The sequence below is a fragment of the Microbacterium sp. APC 3901 genome, from assembly GCF_030407765.1.
In the GTDB taxonomy this organism is placed as follows: Bacteria; Actinomycetota; Actinomycetes; order Actinomycetales; family Microbacteriaceae; genus Microbacterium.
On the sequence record NZ_JASDCU010000004.1, the window covers coordinates 209,981 to 230,470 of the forward strand.

Below are 20,490 nucleotides of genomic sequence, written 5' to 3' on the forward strand. Positions count from 1 at the left end.
CCGACCATAAGGCGGGAGGAGGTCCCGGATTCGAGGGCGTCGCCGGGGCTGCGGGGGTCGGCGGGGCGGCCGGCGGCCGGGCGATCGGGCTCGAGGGGCTGCCCACTCGCGGAGTGCCCGTCGGCGGAGTCGCGGCGGATGCCGCCGCCCATGCTGCCGCCGCGGCCGCGCGCGTTCCGGGCGCAGGCGGAGTCGGCGGGGAGCCGACTGCCAGCGGCCGCTGCTCTGTGCCGGCGGGGATCTCGTCTGGTGCGACCGGCGGCTGTGCGCCGTCATCCGGAGTCTCGGGAGGCAGCGCATTCCCGCGTCGCAGGGGTCCGCCTCCTCGCGCTTCCGCATCGCGAACCATACGACATCTCCTCACAGACCGAACAGGGGCGTCATCGAGGCTACCGCCTGGCACCCGGTGTTCTCTGCTGTCATCGTTTTGGAGCGGACGGATACGCGGGCTAGTGTCGATTCTCGTGCCGGTGAATCGGCTATCCATCTCACCTGAGGACGTCATGAACGACTTCGCGCAGTCTCCTTCTCTCACTCTGCTCCCCGCCGTCGATGTCGCCGGAGGCAAGGCGGTCCGTCTCACTCAGGGTGAGGCCGGCACCGAGACCAGTTACGGCGATCCGCTCGACGCAGCGGGGGAGTGGGTCGCGCAGGGTGCGCAGTGGATTCACCTCGTCGACCTCGATGCGGCATTCGGTCGCGGCAGCAATGCCCCGATCCTGCGCAAGGTCATCAAGCAGTTCAAGAACGTCAACGTCGAGCTCTCGGGCGGCATCCGTGACGATGCGACGCTCGAGGCAGCGCTCGAGAGCGGCGCGAGCCGCATCAACCTCGGTACGGCTGCGCTCGAGAACCCCGAGTGGGCGGCTGACGTGATCGGCCGCTTCGGCGAGGCGATCGCCGTGGGGCTCGACGTCCGTGGCACCACCCTCGCCGCCCGCGGCTGGACGAAGGAGGGCGGAGACCTCTGGGAGGTTCTCGAGCGCCTCGAGGATGCCGGCTGCAGCCGCTATGTCGTGACCGACGTCACGAAGGACGGAACACTCAAGGGACCGAACCTCGAGCTGCTCCGCGAGGTCGCATCGCGCACTCCCAAGCCCGTGGTGGCATCGGGCGGCATCTCGAATCTCGATGACATCGCCGCGCTGCGCGAACTGGTTCCGCTCGGGGTCGAGGGTGCCATCGTCGGCAAGGCGCTCTATGCCGGAGCGTTCACGCTGGCTGAGGCTCTGGATGTCGCAGGGGACTGACGACGCCTGCGGTCATGGCTCACCGGGTCATGACTCACACGACCGCGCCTCGTCGAGCTCGGCTCTGCCGAACCGCGGCGACTCCGCAGGGGTGCCCTGGGAGGGGCGCAGCTTCGAGTCGAACCCGCACGCGGCCGACGACGGCTCCGCCGACCCTGCTCTCCTCGATGCCCTCCTGCGCTTCCGTGCGGGAGACGCTGCTCAGGCCGAAGTGGTGGATGCCTTCCGCACGGCGCGAGTGCTGATCCCCCTCGTCGCCGAGAAGGGCGAGGAGGGCGTGGCTCCCAACGGTCTCGCAGTCGACAAGACGCAGGAGCTCTCCATCGTCACGGTGGCCGCGCCGGATGGCCGCCGTGTGCAGCCCGTGTTCTCCTCGGTCGAGGCGATGCAGCGCTGGGACGCATCCGCTCGACCGATCCCCGTGGAAGCCACGCGCGCGGCACTTGCGGCGTCCGCGGACGACACCGACCTCATCGTGCTCGATCCGACGTCCGACACGGAGTTCGTCTTGCGTCGTCCGGCGGTGTGGGCGGTCGCACAGGGTCATGGGTGGGAGCCGAGCTTCCTCTCGCCCGAGGTGTTCGGCGCGTTGCAGGCGAGCGTCGCGCACGAGCTCGCAGTGATAGACGTGTCCGTCGCGCCAGGGGACCCCGATGCACGCCTGCGCGGCCCCGAGATCGTGGTGATCCTCGAGCTCGTCGACGGCCTCGAGCGTGAGGTGCTCGACGCCGTGCTCGCACGCCTCGCACAGCGGTGGGCCGCAGACGATCGCATCGCCGTGCTCGTGGACTCGCTCACGGTGAAGCTGCGCCGCTCGGCCTGACCGGCGCGACGATGTCGCCGGCCGGTCAGTCCACGCGGGGCGGGCCGGCTAGTTGACCGGCCCGGTCCACTTCTCGCCCGGGCCCTTGCCGATCGGGTCCGGGATGGTCGATGCCTCACGGAACGCGAGCTGCAACGAGCGCAGCCCGTCGCGCAGCGAGCGCGCGTGCATGTCACTGATCTCCGGTGCTCCGGCGGTGATCAGACCGGCCAGGGAGTTGATCAGCTTGCGAGCCTCGTCGAGATCGAGCTGCTCTGCCGCGTGCGGGTCGTCGGCGAGGCCGAGCTTCACCGCTGCCGCGCTCATGAGGTGCACGGCCGCGGTCGTGATGACCTCGACCGCCGGAACGTCTGCGATGTCGCGAGTGGCCGAAGACGCCGCCTCCTCCTGCCGTGCCCAGCGCTCTTCGCGCTCGCGTGCAGCCTCATCCGATGCCTGGTTCGTCACTTCGCCTTGCCTTCTGTTAGACTGTGTCGGGCTCCGGAGCGTCATGCTCCGGCACGAAAGAGGATTCACTTCCCACCCGCGCTTGCCGTTCCAGGCTACCGGGTCTTGCACTCCACCGGATCGCGTCACGAGACTCATCCGGCAGGCAGGGTGCGGAGCCGGCGTCTGAATGCCGGTGGGTGGGGGACGATTCTGATTTCGCCCGGGATGCTGACTGCATCCTGGTGGCTGAATCCCATCGTCTAAGGAGTTACGCATCAGCGATCCCCGCACCAATGAGCGCATCCGCGTCCCCGAGGTCCGCCTCGTCGGCCCCGCGGGTGAGCAGATCGGCGTCGTCCGCATCGAGGCGGCGCTGCGCCTTGCGCAGGAAGCCGACCTCGACCTCGTCGAGGTCGCACCGAACTCGAAGCCGCCCGTGGTCAAGATCATGGACTACGGCAAGTTCAAGTACGAAGCAGCCCAGAAGGAGAAGGAGGCTCGCCGCAACCAGGCGAACACCATTCTCAAGGAGGTCCGCTTCCGCCTGAAGATCGAGGCGCACGACTACACGACCAAGCTCAAGCGCGCCGAGGGCTTCCTCAAGGCGGGCGACAAGGTCAAGGCCATGATCCTGTTCCGCGGACGCGAGCAGTCGCGCCCCGAGCAGGGCGTTCGCCTTCTCCGCAAGTTCGCTGAGGATGTCGCCGAGCTCGGAACGGTCGAGTCGAACCCGACCATCGATGGTCGCAACATGGTCATGATCGTGGCTCCGCTCAAGAGCAAGTCCGAGGCCAAGCAGGAGCAGAACGCGGTTCGCGACGCCCAGCGCGCAGCGAACAAGCAGGCCGCCCGCGAAGCCAAGAGCGACACCGACGCACCGGCCGAGGCCGCAGCGGAGTAACTCCCGCCCCCAGACTCCCGCACCGCGGGTTGACACCGTCGCCTGAGAAGGCGCCATACGAAGGAAGAGAAGATGCCGAAGCAGAAGACCCACTCGGGTGCTAAGAAGCGCTTCAAGATCACCGGCAGCGGCAAGCTGAAGAAGCAGCAGGCCGGTATGCGCCACAACCTCGAGCACAAGTCGAGCCGGCGCACCCGTCGCCTGAACCAGGACCAGGTGCTCTCGAAGGCCGACACCAAGACGGCCAAGAAGCTTCTCGGCCGCTGACGCGCCCGACGCACGAATAGGAACACAGGAAAATGGCAAGAGTCAAGCGGGCGGTAAACGCCCACAAGAAGCGTCGGGTCATCCTCGAGCGCGCAAAGGGTTACCGCGGTCAGCGTTCGCGCCTGTACCGCAAGGCCAAAGAGCAGGTCATCCACTCGCTCGTCTACTCGTACCGTGACCGTCGCAAGCGCAAGGGCGACTTCCGTCGCCTCTGGATCCAGCGCATCAACGCAGCTGCACGCCAGAACGGCATCACGTACAACCGCTTCATCCAGGGCCTCGGTCTCGCGGGTGTCACTGTCGACCGTCGTATGCTCGCCGACCTCGCGGTCAACGACGCAGCGACCTTCACGACGCTGGTCGAGACGGCGAAGAAGGCTCTGCCTTCTGACGTCAACGCTCCGAAGTCAGCCGCGTAAGCAGCTCTTCGCCACAGAGGACGCTCTCCTTCGGGAGGGCGTCCTCTGTCGTTCATGCGACGTGTGCGCAGGAACGGCTCTGCCGTTCTCTAGACTGTGAACGTGCTGGAGAACCCCCGTTCGCCCCGAGTCCGTGCCGTCGCCAAGCTGACCAAGCGCAGCGCGCGAGCAGAGACAGGCCTCTACCTCCTCGAAGGACCGCAGGCGGTTCGAGAGGCGTTGACCTACAGCCCCGAGGCGATCGTCGAGCTGTTCTCGACGCCGACCGGATGGGAGAAGCATCCGGACATCCGTGCGATGGCATCGGATGCCGGCATCGACGTCGAGTACGTGACGGAGTATGTGCTGAACGCGATGGCCGACACGGTCACGCCTCAGGGCCTGGTCGCGGTCGTTCGGCAGGCACCGACCTCGGTACGCGACATCTTCGCGGGGTCCCCGCGTCTCGTGGCGATCTGTGAGGAGATCAGGGACCCGGGAAACCTCGGCACGATCATCAGGGCCGCCGACGCGGCGGGAGCGGACGCGGTCGTGCTCACCGGACGCACAGTCGACCCGTACAACCCCAAAGTCGTGCGCGCCACGACGGGGTCGCTGTTCCACCTGCCGGTATCGGTGGGAGCCGAGCTCGCCGATGTCGTCGAGAAGGCGCACGCAGCCGGTCTGCAGATCCTCGCCGCGGATGTGAAGGGCGAGGATCTTCTCCGCGCACGCGCAGATGGAGTCCTCACGAAGCCGACCGCGTGGCTGTTCGGCAACGAGGCGCGCGGGCTCGAGGAGGAAGCGCTCGCTCAGGCCGATCAGGTGCTGAAGCTGCCGATCTTCGGTCGGGCAGAGTCTTTGAATCTGGCCACAGCAGCGAGCGTGTGCCTCTACGAGAGCGCCTTCGCGCAGCGAGCGGCATCCTCCGCCTGACCGCGGTCGGCCAGGCGGTCTCTCACGCTGCTGGTAAGTTTGTCCCAGCTCGAGCGGAGAAGGGGATCCAGGGTCGATGCAGATTCTGATCGTGGAGGACGACGAGCGCGTCGCCGCCGCCCTCGAGGCGTTCCTCGCGCGATCCGGGTATGCGACCGTGCGCGCAGCGGATGGCGCGTCCGCCCTCGAGATGCTGGGTGCGGACACCGAGGTGGTGCTTCTCGATCTCGGTCTGCCCGATGTCGACGGCATCGATCTCTGCCGCCGGATCCGCGGTCGTTCCGAGGTGCCGATCGTCATCGTGACGGCGCGCAACCAGGTCACCGAGCGCATCAGAGGGCTGCGGGCCGGTGCCGACGACTTCGTCGTCAAGCCGTACGACGTGCACGAGCTCCTGGCGCGCATCGAGGCCGTCACCCGACGTTCGCGGCCGGTTCGGCCGGAGTCCGAGGCGCGCGTGCGGCTGCAGGACGGCGATGTGGAGATCGACCTCGTCGCTCGTCAGGTGCTCATCGAACGGGCTCCGATCGAGCTCACCCGCAAGGAGTTCGACATCGTGGCGGTGCTCGCGCGATACCCCGGAGTGGCCGTGCCGAAAGAGCGCCTCATCCGTGAGGTCTGGAACACGGACTGGCGAGGCTTCGGACATTCTCTCGAGGTGCACGTCGGCGCGATCCGCAAGAAGGCGGGCCAGCGTCATCTGATCGAGACCGTCCGTGGTGTCGGCTACCGGCTGGCCGGGTAGCCGTCGATGCGCAGGCGTCTGGTCGTCGTGTTCCTCGTGCCGCTCGTCGCGATCCTCCTGTCGCTGGGCGGCGCGACGGCCTGGAGCGCGACCCGCAGCATCCAGCAGGCGTTCTACACCGAGCAGCTCGGTGACCTCGGGTACTTCGTGACCAGTGCGCGACAGGCGCTCCGATCGGGGAGCGCGACGGTGATCGATGCCGAGGTCCAGCGCTTCCACCAGGTATACGGAATCGACGTCGTCGTGTTCGATCTCACCGGCGGCGTGTGGGCATCGGGAGAAGACGCAACCGAGGTGCTGCCTGACGACGATGCCGCACGAGTCGCCCTCGCGCTCTCGGGGCGGAGGGCTGAAGCTCCTGAGCCGGTGTTCCCGTGGATCGCCGCAGAGTCCTCGCTCGTCGAGCCGGTCTTCGACGATGGCGACGTCATCGGAGCCGTGATGCTCTCCGCAGACGTCGAAGCGCCGAGGACGGAGATCCTGAGGCAGATCCTCGTGCTCACGGCGGTGTCGACGGTGTCGATCGGGCTGGGAGTGCTGCTCGTGTTCCAGCTCGCCCGGTGGGTGCTCTCTCCGGTGCGCCGTCTCGATGAGGCGATGATCGCCATCGAGCGGGGCGAGATGGATGCCAGGGTCGCGGAGGACACCGGCCCACCCGAGCTGCGCCGGATGACCCGCGTCTTCAACGGCATGGCGGATGAGATCGAGCGCGTGATGACACGGCAGCAGGAGTTCGCGCTGAACGCCTCGCACGAATTGCGCAACCCCCTCAACGCTCTGCTCCTGCGCGTCGAGCACCTCTCGACCGGCCTCGACGACGACTGGAAGGACGATGTCGAGGAGACGAGGGAAGAGGGGCGCCGAATGGCTCGCATACTCGAGACGCTCCTCGGGCTCGCACGAGGCGGACGCTCCGACACCACGATGTCGGTCGTCGACCTCACGACGCTCGCGGCCAGACGCGCCGACGCCTGGAGCGAGGTGGCCTCTCAGCGCGGGATCCGAACGCTCTCGACAGGAGCCGGCCCGGTGATGAGCGTCACCGATCGCACGATCGTCGAGAGCGCGCTCGACGCGGTCATCGACAACGCGGTCAAGTTCTCTCCTGCGGATTCGGTCGTCGAGATCGGGACCCATCGCAGCGATGGCCATTGTGTGCTGACGGTGCGCGATCATGGCCCGGGGCTGACGCGCGAGCAGGCCGAGAACGCCGCCGACCGCTTCTGGCGCAGCGACGACAGCGGAGGGGTGCCCGGTTCCGGTCTCGGTCTCGCGATCGCGACCGATCTGCTGGAGGCGCTCGACGGGGAGCTGAGGGTCGACACGCCGCAGGACGGTGGACTGCTGGTCTCTTTGCTGCTGCCGGACGGAGCTGCGAGATGAGCGCGCGGGGCGTGCGCCCTGCACGCTGGCGCAGGATCGCGGCGGTGGTGACGGTGGTGGTGATCGCGGGCGCGAGCAGTGCATGCAGCAGTCGATCGACCGACTGGGATGACTCTCAGTACGCGATCGCCGGAGGCGGATCGAACGGGGTGTACTACGCCTACGGTGCGGAGGTCGCTCGCGAGCTGTCGGAAGCGCTGGGCGTCCGTGTGGCGGTCGCCGAGACCGCAGGGTCGGTCGACAACCTTCTGCGGGTGAGTTCGGGGGAGGCTCTGCTGGGCTTCGCCCAGGGGGATGCCGCGGCAGACGCGGTCGCGGGGGCCGGCGCATTCGACGAGGCGCTGCCGGTGCAGGCCGTCGCGCGGCTGTACGACGAATACCTCCACGTGGTCGTGCGCGCCGACTCGGAGATCGTCGAACTCGGCGATCTCTCGGGCAAGACCGTGTCGCTGGGCGCGGAGAACTCGGGCGTGAACGTCATCGCCGCGCGAGCGCTGGATGCCGCAGCGGTCGATATCGCGTCGATCGCCGATCCGCAGCTCGACCTCAGCGAGTCGATCGCCGCGCTCGAGAGATCGGGGATCGACGGATTCTTCTGGGTCGGCGGCATCCCGACGCCCGGCATCGCCGAGTTGGCGACGACGACCCCCGTGCGACTGGTACCCGTGGAGCAGACCTGGGTCGCCGCGATCAACACACGCTACTCCGATGCCTACCGTCCGTCCGACTTCCCGGTGGGGCTCTACGGGCTGGAGGAGTCGGTGCCGACGATGGCCGTCCCGAACTATCTCGTCACCTCGTCCGACACTCCGGACGGCGTCGTCCGGGATGTCCTGACGAGCCTCTTCGACGCCCGCACGGAGATCGCGCAGCGGGTACCGGTCGCTTCTCTGCTCGACCGCAGACAGGCGATCTTCACGGGGCCGGTCGACTTGCATCCGGGCGCGATCGAGTACTACCGAGACCAGCGCGACTGAGGCCTCAAGAAATCCTCAAGAAGTCTCATGCCGGCATGCCGCTCTGCCAATGTGGTGGTCGATCGCACTCGATTCGACGGAGAATTCAGATGCCACTGAGCCCACGCCCTTCACCCGGGCGCGCTTTCGGTCATTCTCCGCCAGCGTCCTGCGGTCGGATCCGGTCGGAGGCTTGCTGCGACGTTCTACTCGGGGGAGGGACGGAGCAGCAGGGACGCCCCCACGGTCCGCGGGGGCGGACCGTGGGGCACTCCGGCTCTCGGGCGGGATCGGCCTCTCTGCGTGGTTACGAACGTGTAAATGTCGACGCGCCTGTGTGGAGCCCCGTGTTCGACCTGGCTAGTTTGGAGAAATGATGACCACCGGTAAGCCTCTCGTCGTTGTCGACAACGTCCAGAAGCACTATGGCGACTTCCAGGCGCTCACGGATATCGACCTCACGGTGAACGCCGGCGAGGTCGTCGTCGTGATCGGTCCCTCCGGCTCGGGCAAGTCGACCCTGTGTCGCACGATCAACCGCCTCGAGACGATCACGAGCGGCACGATCAGCATCGACGGCAAGGCGCTTCCGGCCGAGGGCAAGGGCCTCGCTCACCTGCGCGCAGACGTCGGCATGGTGTTCCAGTCGTTCAACCTCTTCGCGCACCTCACGATCCTCGAGAATGTCACACTGGGCCCGATCAAGGTCCGCGGCATGAAGAAGGCCGATGCCGAGAAGGAGGCGATGATGCTCCTCGAACGCGTCGGCGTCGCCCAGCAGGCCACGAAGCTTCCCGCTCAGCTCTCGGGCGGACAGCAGCAGCGTGTCGCGATCGCCCGCGCCCTCGCGATGCAGCCCAAGGTCATGCTCTTCGATGAGCCGACCAGTGCGCTCGACCCCGAGATGATCAACGAGGTCCTCGACGTCATGGTCGAGCTCGCCCGCGACGGCATGACCATGATCGTCGTGACGCACGAGATGGGCTTCGCCCGCAAGGCCGCGAACCGCGTCGTCTTCATGGCGGACGGGAAGATCGTCGAAGAGGCGACGCCCGAGGAGTTCTTCACCAACCCGAAGAGCGACCGCGCCAAGGACTTCCTCTCGAAGCTCCTCACGCACTGACCGGCTTCAACAGACCTTTGCACACACAGCACACGAAGGAGACGCACATGCGACGCACACGGACACTGGCAGGAATCGGGATCGCGACGGTAGCGCTGTTCGCGCTGACCGCCTGCAACAGCGGCAGCCCGTCCAGCCCCGGCGCCGGAACCGGCGGCGAAGAGGGCGAGGACTCCACCTGGTTCGAGGTCGCTGAGGACGTCCAGCTCGAAGGCAGCCCGACGTTCGACGCCATGCAGGAGCGCGACGGGGTCGTCGTCGGCGTCAAGGAGGACCAGCCCGGTCTCGGCTACCTCGATGTGACGACGGGTGAGCGCACCGGCTTCGACGTCGACATCGCGCGCTGGATCGCCGCGTCGCTCGGATACGACGAGGACCAGATCGAGTTCAAGCCGATCGCCTCCGCCAACCGCGAGCAGGCGATCACGAACGGTGACATCGACTACTACGTCGGCACCTACTCGATCAACGACAAGCGCAAGGAGCTCATCGATTTCGCGGGCCCGTACTTCATCACCGGCCAGGGACTTCTGGTGGCCGCTGATGCTGACGAGGCCGAGGCGCTCGAGGACTTCAACGGCAAGACCGTCTGCTCTGCGACCGGCTCGACGCCGATCCAGAACATCAAGGCGAACTTCCCCGACATCAAGACGCAGGAGTACGACCTGTACTCCGCCTGCGTCCAGGACCTCATCGACGGCAAGGTCGACGCCGTGACCACCGACCAGGCGATCCTGATCGGCTACGCAGCCCAGTACCCGGACGACGTGAAGGTCACCGGCGGACTCTTCACCGAGGAGCGCTACGGTGTCGGCCTCACGAAGGGTGACGACGCCCTGCGGACGCACATCAACGAGCTCTTCACCGACAACGGCGACATCTGGCAGGCGATCTTCGACGCGAACCTCGGTTCCAGCGGCATCGAGGTCGAACAGCCCGAGGTCGACGCGTACTGATCGACATGGGCGGCCTCCTCAGGGAGGCCGCCCACTCATTCTGAAGAAGGGAGGGTGGCGTGGACGTCATCTTCGGCAACCTCGACCTGTGGGGGCAGGCGATCGGCAACACACTGATCGTGTTCTTCGCCGGCGGGATCATCGCGCTGGTCCTGGGCCTGATAGTCGGGGCGATGCGTGTGGCCCCGGTGCCCATCGCCCGCGGCGTCGGCACGGCGTACGTGAACATCGTGCGCAACACCCCACTCACCCTCGTGTTCTTCTTCTTCATCTTCGGGTACCCGCAGCTCGGACTGCCCGACCTCTCGAACCTGACGCTCGGCATCCTCGCCATCGGCATCTACACGGCGACGTACGTGGCCGAGGTCCTGCGGGCGGGAATCAACACGGTCCCCGTCGGTCAGGCTGAGGCCGCGCGGGCGATCGGGCTTCCCTTCGGGCAGGTGATGGGCCTCGTGATCCTGCCGCAGGCATTCCGCTCTGTCGTACCGCCGATGATGAGCGTTTTCATCGCCCTGCTCAAGAACACCACCGTCGCCGCCGGATTCTCGGTCGCCGAGCTTGCGGCCCTGCGATCGACGATCAACGACTCGGCCGACCGTCCGGGCAACCCGATGGAGGTCCTCCTCTGGGTCGCCGTCGTGTTCGTCGCTCTGGTGCTGCTGTTGAGCTGGCTGCAGCGATATCTCGAGAACCGTTGGAGGATCGCGCGATGAGTTCTGTACTGTACGACGTCCCCGGACCCCGGGCGATCGCCCGCAACCGGGTGCTCGCGGCCGCCACCATCGTCCTCGTTCTCGCGGCGGTCGGCTTCATCGTCTTCCGCATGGTGGAGACGGGCCAGTTCTCGGCTGAGAAGTGGTTCGTGTTCACGTTCTCCAACGTGTGGATGGGAATCTTCAAGGCGCTGGGCAACACCCTCGCCGCCTTCGCGCTGGCCGCCGTCCTCAGCGTCATCCTCGGTTTCGTGCTGGCGATCGGCCGGCTCTCCGATCATGCGTGGGTGCGGATCCCGGTGACCGTGATCACCGAGCTCTTCCGTGCCGTCCCGGTGCTGGTGTTCATGATGCTGCTCTACTACGGCCTTCCCGTGGTCGGCATCAAGATGGAGCCGTACTGGGCCGTCGTGATCGCCCTCATGGCGTACAACGGCTCCGTCCTCGCCGAGGTGCTGCGCGCCGGTATCGAATCCCTGCCCCGCGGGCAGAAGGAGGCGGGCTACGCGATCGGACTCCGCAAGAGCGGTGTGATGCGCCTCATCCTGCTGCCGCAGGCGATCCGGGCGATGCTGCCCGTCATCGTCGCCCAGCTGGTCGTGACGATGAAGGACACCGCTCTCGGCTTCATCATCACCTACCCGGAACTGCTGTACTACGCGAAGCAGCTGACGTCGCAGCAGGGACGCCCCATCCTGCAGTCGGCCTTCGTCATCGGCGGAATCTACATCGTCATGTGCCTCATCCTGTCGGGCATCGCCAAGTGGGTCGAGGTCCAGACACGGCGTTCACCCAAGGTGAAGGCGATCCACGCGGCAGAGGATCCTCGCCAGCACGGCGACGGCACCGACACCGAGCTCATCACCCTGCAGCGCGGAAGCAGCGGCTTCGGTGGTGGTGGCGGTATCGGCGGCCTCGATGGACCTGAGGGCGGCGGAGACCAGGGCAAGGTCTGAGGCGCTGTCGCGACGCAGATCGAAGAGTCTGCGTGAGATCGTGATCCGCGACCCCCGGTAGACTCGTGTCTCGTGTCTGAGTCTCCCGAAATCACCCCGGAAGCGGTCGAAGCCGCCGTCGAGGCCGCGCTCGAAGCGATCGACGCGGCCGCTGATACCACCGAGCTGAAGGCGGCGAGAGCCGCTCACGTCGCCGACGGTTCGCCGTTGGCCGTCCTGAACGCATCGATGCGTCAGGTGGCCCCCGAGAACAAAGCTGCCTTCGGCAAGCTCGTCGGCCAGGGCCGGGGACAGGTCACGAAGGCCCTCGCCGCCAAGGAGGAGGAACTCGCCGCCGCCGAGGTCGCCGCACGTCTCGAGGCCGAGCGCGTCGACATCACCGCCGTCGCCTCGCGCACGCGCGTCGGCGCGCGGCATCCGCTGACCCTCCTCAGCGAGCAGATCTCGGACATCTTCGTCGGCATGGGCTGGGAGATCGCGGAAGGGCCTGAGCTCGAGCACGAGTGGTTCAACTTCGACGCCCTGAACTTCGATGTCGATCACCCCGCTCGCCAGGAGCAGGACACCTTCTACGTCGACCCGCCGTCGCGTCACCTCGTGATGCGCACACACACGAGCCCCGTGCAGGTGCGCTCGATGCTCGACCGCGACGTGCCGATCTACGTGCTGTGCCCCGGTCGCGTGTACCGCACCGACGAGTTCGACGCGACGCACCTTCCGGTGTTCACGCAGTTCGAGGGTCTGGTCGTCGACAAGGACATCTCGATGGCGCACCTCAAGGGCACGCTCGACCACGTCGCGCGTCAGCTCTTCGGGCCGGAGGCCAAGACGCGCTTCCGCACGAACTTCTTCCCCTTCACCGAGCCGTCGGCCGAGCTCGACCTGTGGCACCCGACCTTCAAGGGAGGCGCCCGCTGGATCGAGTGGGGCGGCTGCGGAATGATCAACCCCAACGTGCTCCGCGCCGCGGGGATCGACCCCGACGTCTACAGCGGCTTCGCTTTCGGCATGGGTGTCGAGCGAGGACTCATGTTCCGCAGCGATGTGCAGGACATGCGAGACATGGCAGAGGGCGATGTCCGATTCAGCGAGCAGTACGGGATGGTGGTGTGATGCGCGTCCCGCTTTCGTGGCTGCGTGAGTACGTCGATCTGGCAGCGGATGCGACGCCCGAGGACGTCCTCGCGGCGATGGTCACCGTCGGCTTCGAGGAAGAGGACGTCCACCGCTTCGAGATCTCGGGTCCCGTCGTGGTCGGACAGGTCGTCTCTCTCGAGGGGGAGCCGCAGTCCAACGGCAAGACGATCAACTGGTGCCAGGTCGACGTTGGCGAGGCGAACGGCGGCATCCGCGGAATCGTCTGCGGAGCGCACAACTTCGTCGCCGGAGACAAGGTCGTCGTGACACTGCCTGGTGCCGTGTTGCCGGGGCCGTTCCCGATCGCCGCGCGCAAGACCTACGGTCACGTGTCCGACGGCATGATCGCCTCCGCGCGCGAGCTGGGCCTGGGCGACGAGCACAACGGCATCCTCGTGCTCGCCGATCTCGGCATCGACGCCCCCGTCGGGACCGACGCGATCAGCCTCCTCGGGCTCGACGACGTCGCCGTCGAGATCAACGTCACCCCCGACCGCGGCTACGCGTTCTCGATCCGAGGGGTGGCGCGCGAGTTCTCGCACGCCACCGGAGCGGCGTTCCGCGACCCCGCGGATCGTGACTTCGCCGAACTCCAGCCCGGCAGCGGTCACACGGCGATCGTCGACGACGTGGCACCGGTGCGCGGACGTGTCGGCGCGAGCGAGTTCGTCACACGGGTCGTCAGGGACGTGGACCCTTCGCGTCCGACCCCGCCGTGGATGATCGCCCGACTCTCCCTCGCCGGCATGCGCTCGCTGGGGATCCTGATCGACATCACCAACTACGTGATGCTCGAGCTCGGCCAGCCGTTGCACGGATACGACCTCGACAAGCTCGCCGGAGGCATCACGGTACGCCGTGCCTCGCCGGGCGAGAAGATGACGACGCTCGACGGTCAGGAGCGCACGCTCCACGTCGAGGATCTGCTCATCACCGACGAGTCGGGCCCGATCGGCCTCGCCGGAGTCATGGGCGGCGGCACGACCGAGATGAGCGACACCACGCGGAACGTGCTCATCGAGGCGGCGACCTTCGACCCGATCACGATCGCCCGCACCGCTCGTCGACACAAGCTGCCCAGCGAGGCCTCCAAGCGCTTCGAGCGCGGGGTCGACCCGCTCGTGCCGTTCGTCGCAGCGCGGCGCGCGGCCGACCTCATGGTCGAGCTCGCGGGCGGCACGCTCACCGATGAGGGCGGCGCCCTGTTCGCCGAGGTGTTCGTCGCCGACATCGACCTGCCGAAGGGATTCGTGCAGGGGCTCATCGGCGTCGACTACAGCGACGGCGAGATCGTGGGAGCCCTCACGACCATCGGGGGCGAAGTCACCGAGACGGGTGCCGGCTGGACTGTCATCCCGCCGACCTGGCGCCCCGACCTCACCGACAAGTGGTCTCTCGCCGAAGAGGTCGCCCGCATCCACGGTCTCGACCGCATCCCCTCGGTGCTGCCGACGCCTCCCTCCGGGCGCGGTCTCACCACGCACCAGCAGGGTCGTCGTCGAGTGTCCGACGCGCTGGCCGCCGCCGGTCTCGTAGAGACGCCCTCGTTCCCCTTCACGACCGAGGCCGACAACGATCTTCACGGATCGGCGTCGGGGGAGCACGTGCCCAGCATCCGGCTCGCGAACCCGCTCGACGGATCGGCTCCGTTCCTTCGCCGCTCGCTCATCCCCGGCCTGCTGCAGACCGCGCACCGCAACATCTCGCGCGGCCTCACGGATCTCGCGCTGTTCGAGACCGGGGTCGTGTTCCTGCCCGAGCCGGGTGTCGAGTACGGCACGGACGAGGTTCCGCCCCTCGGCGTGCGCCCTTCGGACGAGACCCTCGCCGCGCTGAACGCGTCGATCCCGCCTCAGCACCGTCATGTCGCGGCCCTGTTCACCGGAAATGTCGTGGCACGTCAGCCCGGTCGCGTGGCTGAACCGGCAGGGCTGTCGGAGGCACTGGACGCTGCCCGAGTCATCGCGGCAGCCGCCGGGGTCGACATCGAGGTGGCGCAAGGTCAGCGCGCGGCGCTGCACCCCGGGCGGACCGGCGTGCTGTCGGTCGGTGACGTCGAGGTCGGCTATGTCGGCGAACTCCACCCCGACGTCGCCGCCGGGGCAGACCTTCCGGGTCGTGCCACGGTGCTCGAGCTCGATCTGGACCAGATCCTCGCTCTCGGTGGCGGCCGAGCGGTCGCCGCATCTCTGTCGACGTTCCCCGCCGCCACGCAGGACGTGTCGCTCGTGCTCGGGGCTGACGTCCCCGCGGGCGAGGTCAAGACCGCGCTGGCCGAGGGCGCCGGTGCGCTTCTCGAGGCGATCCGTCTCGTCGACGACTATCGCGGCGAGGGAGTGGACGAGGGTGAGAAGAGTCTGACGTTCGCGCTGCGCTTCCGCGCCGATGACCGCACGCTCACCGCTGTCGAGGCCACGGAGGCGAAGCTCGCGGGCGTGGCTGTCGCAACCGCCCGATTCGGCGCGACTCTGCGCGACTGACACCGAACGGCGCGCACCGATTCGCACGCGGGCTGCACTCGATGTGCAGCTCGCGTGCGTCGTCTGTGCCGCTGTTGCACGCATCACCGTCGAGCCGACCTGAACCCGGCGAGCCCCGGGGGTACCGTGTCGTGATGAGCATCCTTCCCCACAGCACCCCTGCGGCGGTGCCCGACGGCGTTCGACCGATGGGCGAGGGGCCGTTCCTCGAACCGGGGGATCAGGTCTCCTGGCACTACCGGAAGCCGGGGTGGCAGCCCGGAGACGCATCGACGATCACACCCATGCGCGTGGTCCGCGATGACGAGCGGGGTCTCGTCGCCTGGCTCGCTCCGGGCACCCTGCAGGAAGGACAGGGCACTCCCGCAGGCGAACGCGTGCGGACGGTTCCGCTCGAGCGGCGATGGCTCGAGCCGCGGTCGCGGATCGTCGAGGAGTGGTGGGGCAACGGCATCCTCCGCATCGCCCCCGCGGGTGCTGCGTGGTCGGTCTGGCTCTTCTGGAGCGAGGCGAACGGTTCTGACTGGCAGTTCGCCGGCTGGTACGTGAACCTCGAGAACGCGCATCTGCGCACCGATCGCGACACGTACTCGTCGGACCACATCCTCGACGTCGAGATAGAGCCCGATGGTCGGGTGCATCTGAAAGACGAGGACGAGCTCATCGCAGCCGTCGAGCAGGGCCGCCTCACATCAGAGCAGGCAGCCCAGATCGAGCGGCACGCGGACGCCGCGATCGCCTCTTTCCATGACGGAGACTGGCCGTTCGCCGCGGAATGGCGCGATTGGCGGCCTGATCCTTCCTGGTCCGTTCCGGAGCTGGCGGGGCTGTCCGACCTCCGCACGCGGTGAACTCTCATCCGCCGTGAGCAGACGGCACTTCCCCTCGTCCGGCGAAGATGGTGGCATGGGTGCATGACCGACGTTCTCATCCTCGGCGGAACCGGCTGGTTGTCCGGCCGCATCGCCGGACGCCTGCTCATGAACGGGGCGACGGTGATGTGCCTCGCGCGAGGAGGGCGGCCGTCGCCCGACGGGGCGAGCCTGGTCCTGGCCGATCGTGACCACGCCGATGCCTACGACGCGGTCCGCGGCCGCGACTGGGACCACGTGATCGACGTCTCCTCGACGGCGGCGCATGTCGCGGCGGGGGTCGAGGCGCTCGGCGAGAGAGCCGCCCGCTGGACGTACGTGTCGTCGATGTCGGCATACTCCGACGATGAGACGGTCGGGGCCGACGAGTCCGCACCGCTGCACCGGCCCGCCGGCCTCGGAGACGAGTATGAGTACGGGGCGCAGAAGGTCTCCGCCGAGAACGCGGTTCGCGCCCTCGGGGACCGAGCGCTGATCGTGCGCCCCGGCCTGATCGTCGGCGCGGACGACCCGAGCGATCGATTCGGCTACTGGGGTGCTGCGTTCCTGCGGGCAGAGGACGGCCCCGTGCTGCTCCCACCCGCCGAGGGGCGGGACGTCCAGGTCATCGACGTCGACGATCTGTCGCAGTTCGTCGCCACCACGACGGCGACCGGTGTGATCAATACGATCGGCGACAGGCAGCCGCTGAGCGAGGTGCTCGAGGCCGTGCGCAGACACGTCGGACATCGTGGACGCACGGTGACGGCAACGGATGGCTGGCTCGTCGAGAACGACGTGGAGTACTGGGCGGGGGAGCGATCGTTGCCCCTGTGGCTGCCGATCGAGATGACGGGCTTCATGGCGAGGTCGAACGCGCGATACCGGGAAGCCGGGGGCGAGCTGCGCCCGCTCGACGAGACGATCGCCGCGGTGGTCGAAGACGAGCGGGTACGCGGTGTCGATCGTGAGCGGAAGGCCGGTCTGACGCGGGCCGAGGAACTCTCGCTGCTGCACCTGCTCGGCTGACGGCGGCCTCGCTAGACTTCGATCAGTGACACGGGGTGCCGCATCCGCGGCTGAGAACAGACCCGTCGAACCTGATCTAGTTCGTACTAGCGAAGGGATGTCGCATTGAGCGATCGTCTGCGTCCACATACCGAATCGACCGTCGCGGCGTCGGCCGCCGAGCTGCTGTCCGCACTCCGCGAGGCACCACCGCTGACCCACTGCATCACGAACAGCGTCGTCACGGGGTTCACCGCCAACGCGCTGCTCGCCCTCGGCGCGGCCCCGGCGATGGTCGACATCGTCGGTGAGTCCGGCCTCTTCGCCGGGGCGGCATCCGGAGTGCTGATCAACCTCGGCACGCCCACGCCGGAGCAGCGGGCCGCGAGCCTCGAGGCCGTCGCGGGTGCGGTGACGGCGGGGACCCCGTGGGTTCTCGACCCGGTCGCCATCGGAGCACTGCCCGTGCGCACGGCGCTGGCGCACGAGCTCGCCGGGTCGCGCCCCACAGCCATCCGTGGCAACGCCTCGGAGATACTGGCATTGGCGGGGCTCAGCGCGGGCGGCCGAGGCGTCGATGCCACAGACAGCACGGATGCGGCGGAGGAGGCGGCGCTGATGCTCGCCGCCCGGCACGGATCGGTCGTCGCGGTCTCGGGGCCCGTCGACCTCATCACCGACGGTCTGCGGGTGGTGCGCATCGCCAACGGTCACGAGATGCTCACCCGGGTCACCGGCGGCGGGTGTGCGCTGGGTGCCGTGATGGCGGCCTTCCTCGGAGCGGCGCGCGCGTCGGGCACCGATCCGCTCACCGCAGTGGCCTCGGCGAGTCTGGTCTACACGATCGCCGCCGAGCATGCGGCTGCGGATGCGCACGGACCCGGGAGCTTCGCGGTCGCGCTGCTCGATGCGCTCGCCGCCGTCGCACCGGAGCAGGTCACTGCGGCCGCGCGGGTCGAGGAGCGCACACTGTGATCGCGGATCTCTCGCTGTATCTCGTGACGGACCCGGGACTCTGCGGTGCTCGGGGCATCGTCGAGACCGTGCGGCAGGCCGTCGACGGCGGTGTGCGGATCGTGCAGCTGCGCGACAAGACCGCGGCGGATGCCGAGATCGTCGCTCAGCTCGTCGAGCTGTCGCAGGTGATCGACGGACGAGCACTGCTCGTGGTGAACGACCGCCTCGATGCTGCTCTCGCGGCGCGTGAGCGGGGCGCGAAGGTCGACGGGGTGCATCTCGGACAGGGGGACGCCTCCGTGCTGCGGGCGCGCGAAGCCCTCGGGCCCGAAGCTCTCATCGGCCTGAGCGCGAACAGCCAGGAGCACTTCGACGCCGTGCGTGCGCTGCCACTCGGCACGGTCGATTACCTGGGCGTCGGAGTGATCCGCCCCACCCACACCAAGCCCGACCACCCGCCGGCCCTCGGTGTCGAGGGCTTCCGTGCCCTCGCCGAGACGACGACGCTCCCGTGCGTCGCGATCGGCGGAGTCGGCATCGATGACACCGAGTCGCTTCGCGATGCGGGTGCCGCAGGACTCGCCGTCGTGTCGGCGCTGTGCGCGGCGGAGGATCCGGCCCGCGCCGCGGTCGACTTCGTACGCCGCTGGCGGGCATCCGGCACGCCGCGGGTGCTCAGCATCGCAGGCAGTGATCCCTCGGGCGGTGCGGGGATCCAGGCAGATCTCAAGTCGATCGCCGCCAACGGCGGGTACGGCATGGCCGTGCTCACGGCCCTCACCGCCCAGAACACCGTCGGGGTGCACGGAGTGCACGTGCCACCGGCGACATTCCTCCGGGAGCAGCTCGACGCGATCTCGGACGACATCATCATCGACGCGGTGAAGATCGGGATGCTCGCGAACGCCGACGTCATCCGCACCGTCGCAGACTGGCTCGACACCGTACGCCCGCCGATCGTCGTGCTCGACCCGGTCATGGTGGCCACCAGCGGCGACAGACTGCTCGATCAGGATGCCGAGGCCGCGCTGAACTCGCTCCTCGAACGCGCTCACGTCGTGACGCCCAACCTCGGAGAACTCGCGGTGCTGGCAGGACGCTCGATCTCGGGATGGGACGACGCGCTCACCGCGGCGGAGGAGCTGTCATCGCGGATCGGGGCGGCCGTGCTCGTGAAGGGCGGACACCTCGACGGAGACGACGTGCCGGATGGTCTCGTCGATACCGCCAGGGGAGTGCGGGAGGAGTACCCGGGGTCCCGCATCCGCACCGCGAACACCCACGGCACCGGCTGCTCGCTGTCGTCCGCGCTGGCCACCAGGCTCGCCCGCGGCGAGACTCCCGTCGATGCCGTCGCCTCGACCCGGTCGTGGCTGCGTGAGTCATTGCGCGAGAGCGAGAGCCTGCACGTCGGCCGAGGTCACGGACCGATCAACCACTTCGCAGGTCTCTGGCAGCGCGGTGGAGTCGAGACGGGCATGACGCCGGAGCAGATCCGCGCAGAGTGGTGGCAGTGCACGTCAGGCGTGCGGTCGGCGATCGACGGACTGCCCTTCATCCGGGGACTCGCCGACGGAACCCTCGAGAGGGAGCCGTTCCTGTTCTACCTCGCGCAGGATGCGCTGTACCTCCGCGACTACTCCCGCGTGTTGGCCGAGGCCTCTCGGCTCGCTCCTACGCCACACGAGCAGGCCTTCTGGGCGCATTCGGCCGACGGCGCGATCATCGGCGAGCTCGAACTGCACGCCTCCTGGCTGACGCCCGGTGAGGGGGTGGATGCCGGCACCTTCGCGGCTGTGCCCGCGGCGGCGACGGTCGCCTACCTCGACCATCTGCGCTCTGTCGCCTTCGGCGGCGACCATGCCGAGCTGATCGCGGCCGTGCTGCCGTGCTTCTGGCTCTACACCGACCTCGGGCGCCGTCTGCATGCGGGGGAGTTCGGCGAGTTCGCTCGCGACCCCCGGCATCCGTACGCCTCGTGGCTCGCCACCTACGCGGACCCCGCGTTCGAGGCGGCGACGGATCAGGCGATCGCCTATGTCACGGCGACAGCGGCGGCGGCGTCTTCCGAAGTCCATGCCCGGATGCTCCGGGCGTTCGAGACGTCGAGCGCTCACGAACTCGCCTTCTTCGCCGCGCCGTTCGGCTCCGCGGTCTCTGCATGATGGACCGGATTTGCGCATGCCGCGACGAGCGCGCTATCGTCGCGGCATGCCTT

Annotated in this window: 20 protein-coding genes and 1 riboswitch; of the genes, 19 read left to right on the forward strand and 1 reads right to left on the reverse strand. The window is 68.1% G+C overall.

The annotated features are described in order from the left end of the window. Window positions 1-503 precede the first annotated feature (503 nt). Both priA and QMA07_RS05535 read left to right on the forward strand, forming a co-directional pair. Window positions 504-1,250, forward strand: coding sequence for a bifunctional 1-(5-phosphoribosyl)-5-((5-phosphoribosylamino)methylideneamino)imidazole-4-carboxamide isomerase/phosphoribosylanthranilate isomerase PriA (gene priA / locus QMA07_RS05530; RefSeq protein WP_290160495.1), 747 nt, complete (start codon window positions 504-506; stop codon window positions 1,248-1,250). Beyond that, a complete protein-coding gene (locus tag QMA07_RS05535) occupies window positions 1,234-2,073 on the forward strand; it encodes an SseB family protein (protein ID WP_290160496.1) in 840 nt (279 codons plus the stop codon). The genes priA and QMA07_RS05535 overlap by 17 nt, the downstream gene beginning before the upstream one ends. A gap of 48 nt (window positions 2,074-2,121) precedes the next feature. Here QMA07_RS05535 and QMA07_RS05540 read toward each other — a convergent pair whose 3' ends face one another. Beyond that, entirely contained in the window at window positions 2,122-2,520 is a 399-nt protein-coding gene (locus QMA07_RS05540; protein WP_042536542.1) for a DUF1844 domain-containing protein, read from the reverse strand. A gap of 232 nt (window positions 2,521-2,752) precedes the next feature. Here QMA07_RS05540 and infC point away from each other — a divergent pair, with 232 nt between their 5' ends. The 17 genes from infC to QMA07_RS05625 all read left to right on the forward strand — a co-directional run bounded on the left by infC (window position 2,753) and on the right by QMA07_RS05625 (window position 20,437). Continuing rightward, window positions 2,753-3,403: a translation initiation factor IF-3 gene (gene infC, locus QMA07_RS05545; RefSeq protein ID WP_079113185.1), complete on the forward strand. Its 651-nt coding sequence runs from the start codon at window positions 2,753-2,755 to the stop codon at window positions 3,401-3,403. Between the two features lie 72 nt (window positions 3,404-3,475). Continuing rightward, window positions 3,476-3,670 carry a 50S ribosomal protein L35 gene (gene rpmI / locus QMA07_RS05550; protein WP_036278714.1) on the forward strand — a complete coding sequence of 65 codons (195 nt, stop codon included), beginning with the start codon at window positions 3,476-3,478 and terminating at the stop codon, window positions 3,668-3,670. Window positions 3,671-3,702: 32 nt separating this feature from the next. Further along, window positions 3,703-4,089: a 50S ribosomal protein L20 gene (gene rplT / locus QMA07_RS05555; RefSeq protein ID WP_029262486.1), complete on the forward strand. Its 387-nt coding sequence runs from the start codon at window positions 3,703-3,705 to the stop codon at window positions 4,087-4,089. A 102-nt stretch (window positions 4,090-4,191) separates the two neighbouring features. Continuing rightward, the gene (locus QMA07_RS05560; protein WP_290160497.1) at window positions 4,192-5,004 is read left to right on the forward strand and encodes an RNA methyltransferase; all 813 of its coding nucleotides are present in this window, start codon (window positions 4,192-4,194) and stop codon (window positions 5,002-5,004) included. 76 nt (window positions 5,005-5,080) lie between these two features. After that, window positions 5,081-5,749, forward strand: a complete 669-nt coding sequence (locus tag QMA07_RS05565; protein WP_290160498.1) for a response regulator transcription factor — start codon at window positions 5,081-5,083, stop codon at window positions 5,747-5,749. A gap of 6 nt (window positions 5,750-5,755) precedes the next feature. After that, a complete protein-coding gene (locus QMA07_RS05570) occupies window positions 5,756-7,132 on the forward strand; it encodes a HAMP domain-containing sensor histidine kinase (RefSeq protein ID WP_290160499.1) in 1,377 nt (458 codons plus the stop codon). Next, complete coding sequence (locus QMA07_RS05575; protein WP_290160500.1) at window positions 7,129-8,109, forward strand: TAXI family TRAP transporter solute-binding subunit; 981 nt, start codon at window positions 7,129-7,131, stop codon at window positions 8,107-8,109. Before QMA07_RS05570 ends, QMA07_RS05575 begins: the two co-directional genes overlap by 4 nt. A 355-nt stretch (window positions 8,110-8,464) precedes the next feature. Next, window positions 8,465-9,211, forward strand: a complete 747-nt coding sequence (locus tag QMA07_RS05580; RefSeq protein ID WP_290160533.1) for an amino acid ABC transporter ATP-binding protein — start codon at window positions 8,465-8,467, stop codon at window positions 9,209-9,211. 47 nt (window positions 9,212-9,258) lie between these two features. Then, a complete protein-coding gene (locus tag QMA07_RS05585) occupies window positions 9,259-10,167 on the forward strand; it encodes a glutamate ABC transporter substrate-binding protein (protein ID WP_290160501.1) in 909 nt (302 codons plus the stop codon). Window positions 10,168-10,226: 59 nt separating this feature from the next. Continuing rightward, entirely contained in the window at window positions 10,227-10,883 is a 657-nt protein-coding gene (locus tag QMA07_RS05590) for an amino acid ABC transporter permease (RefSeq protein WP_140037507.1), read from the forward strand. Next, complete coding sequence (locus QMA07_RS05595) at window positions 10,880-11,839, forward strand: amino acid ABC transporter permease (protein WP_290160503.1); 960 nt, start codon at window positions 10,880-10,882, stop codon at window positions 11,837-11,839. Before QMA07_RS05590 ends, QMA07_RS05595 begins: the two co-directional genes overlap by 4 nt. A gap of 72 nt (window positions 11,840-11,911) precedes the next feature. After that, a complete protein-coding gene (pheS, locus tag QMA07_RS05600) occupies window positions 11,912-12,952 on the forward strand; it encodes a phenylalanine--tRNA ligase subunit alpha (RefSeq protein WP_290160504.1) in 1,041 nt (346 codons plus the stop codon). Then, on the forward strand, window positions 12,952-15,456 hold the full coding sequence (gene pheT, locus QMA07_RS05605) for a phenylalanine--tRNA ligase subunit beta (protein ID WP_290160505.1): 2,505 nt from the start codon (window positions 12,952-12,954) through the stop codon (window positions 15,454-15,456). The genes pheS and pheT overlap by 1 nt, the downstream gene beginning before the upstream one ends. A 134-nt stretch (window positions 15,457-15,590) precedes the next feature. Continuing rightward, window positions 15,591-16,307 (forward strand): DUF402 domain-containing protein, encoded by a 717-nt coding sequence (locus QMA07_RS05610; protein ID WP_290160506.1) that lies wholly within the window; start codon window positions 15,591-15,593, stop codon window positions 16,305-16,307. 63 nt (window positions 16,308-16,370) lie between these two features. Then, window positions 16,371-17,336, forward strand: a complete 966-nt coding sequence (locus QMA07_RS05615; RefSeq protein WP_290160507.1) for a reductase — start codon at window positions 16,371-16,373, stop codon at window positions 17,334-17,336. A 21-nt stretch (window positions 17,337-17,357) separates the two neighbouring features. Further along, window positions 17,358-17,451: riboswitch (TPP riboswitch) on the forward strand. After that, a complete protein-coding gene (gene thiM / locus QMA07_RS05620; RefSeq protein WP_290160508.1) occupies window positions 17,442-18,290 on the forward strand; it encodes a hydroxyethylthiazole kinase in 849 nt (282 codons plus the stop codon). It overlaps the preceding riboswitch by 10 nt. Then, window positions 18,287-20,437 (forward strand): bifunctional hydroxymethylpyrimidine kinase/phosphomethylpyrimidine kinase, encoded by a 2,151-nt coding sequence (locus QMA07_RS05625; RefSeq protein ID WP_290160509.1) that lies wholly within the window; start codon window positions 18,287-18,289, stop codon window positions 20,435-20,437. The genes thiM and QMA07_RS05625 overlap by 4 nt, the downstream gene beginning before the upstream one ends. The last annotated feature ends 53 nt before the right edge of the window (window positions 20,438-20,490 follow it).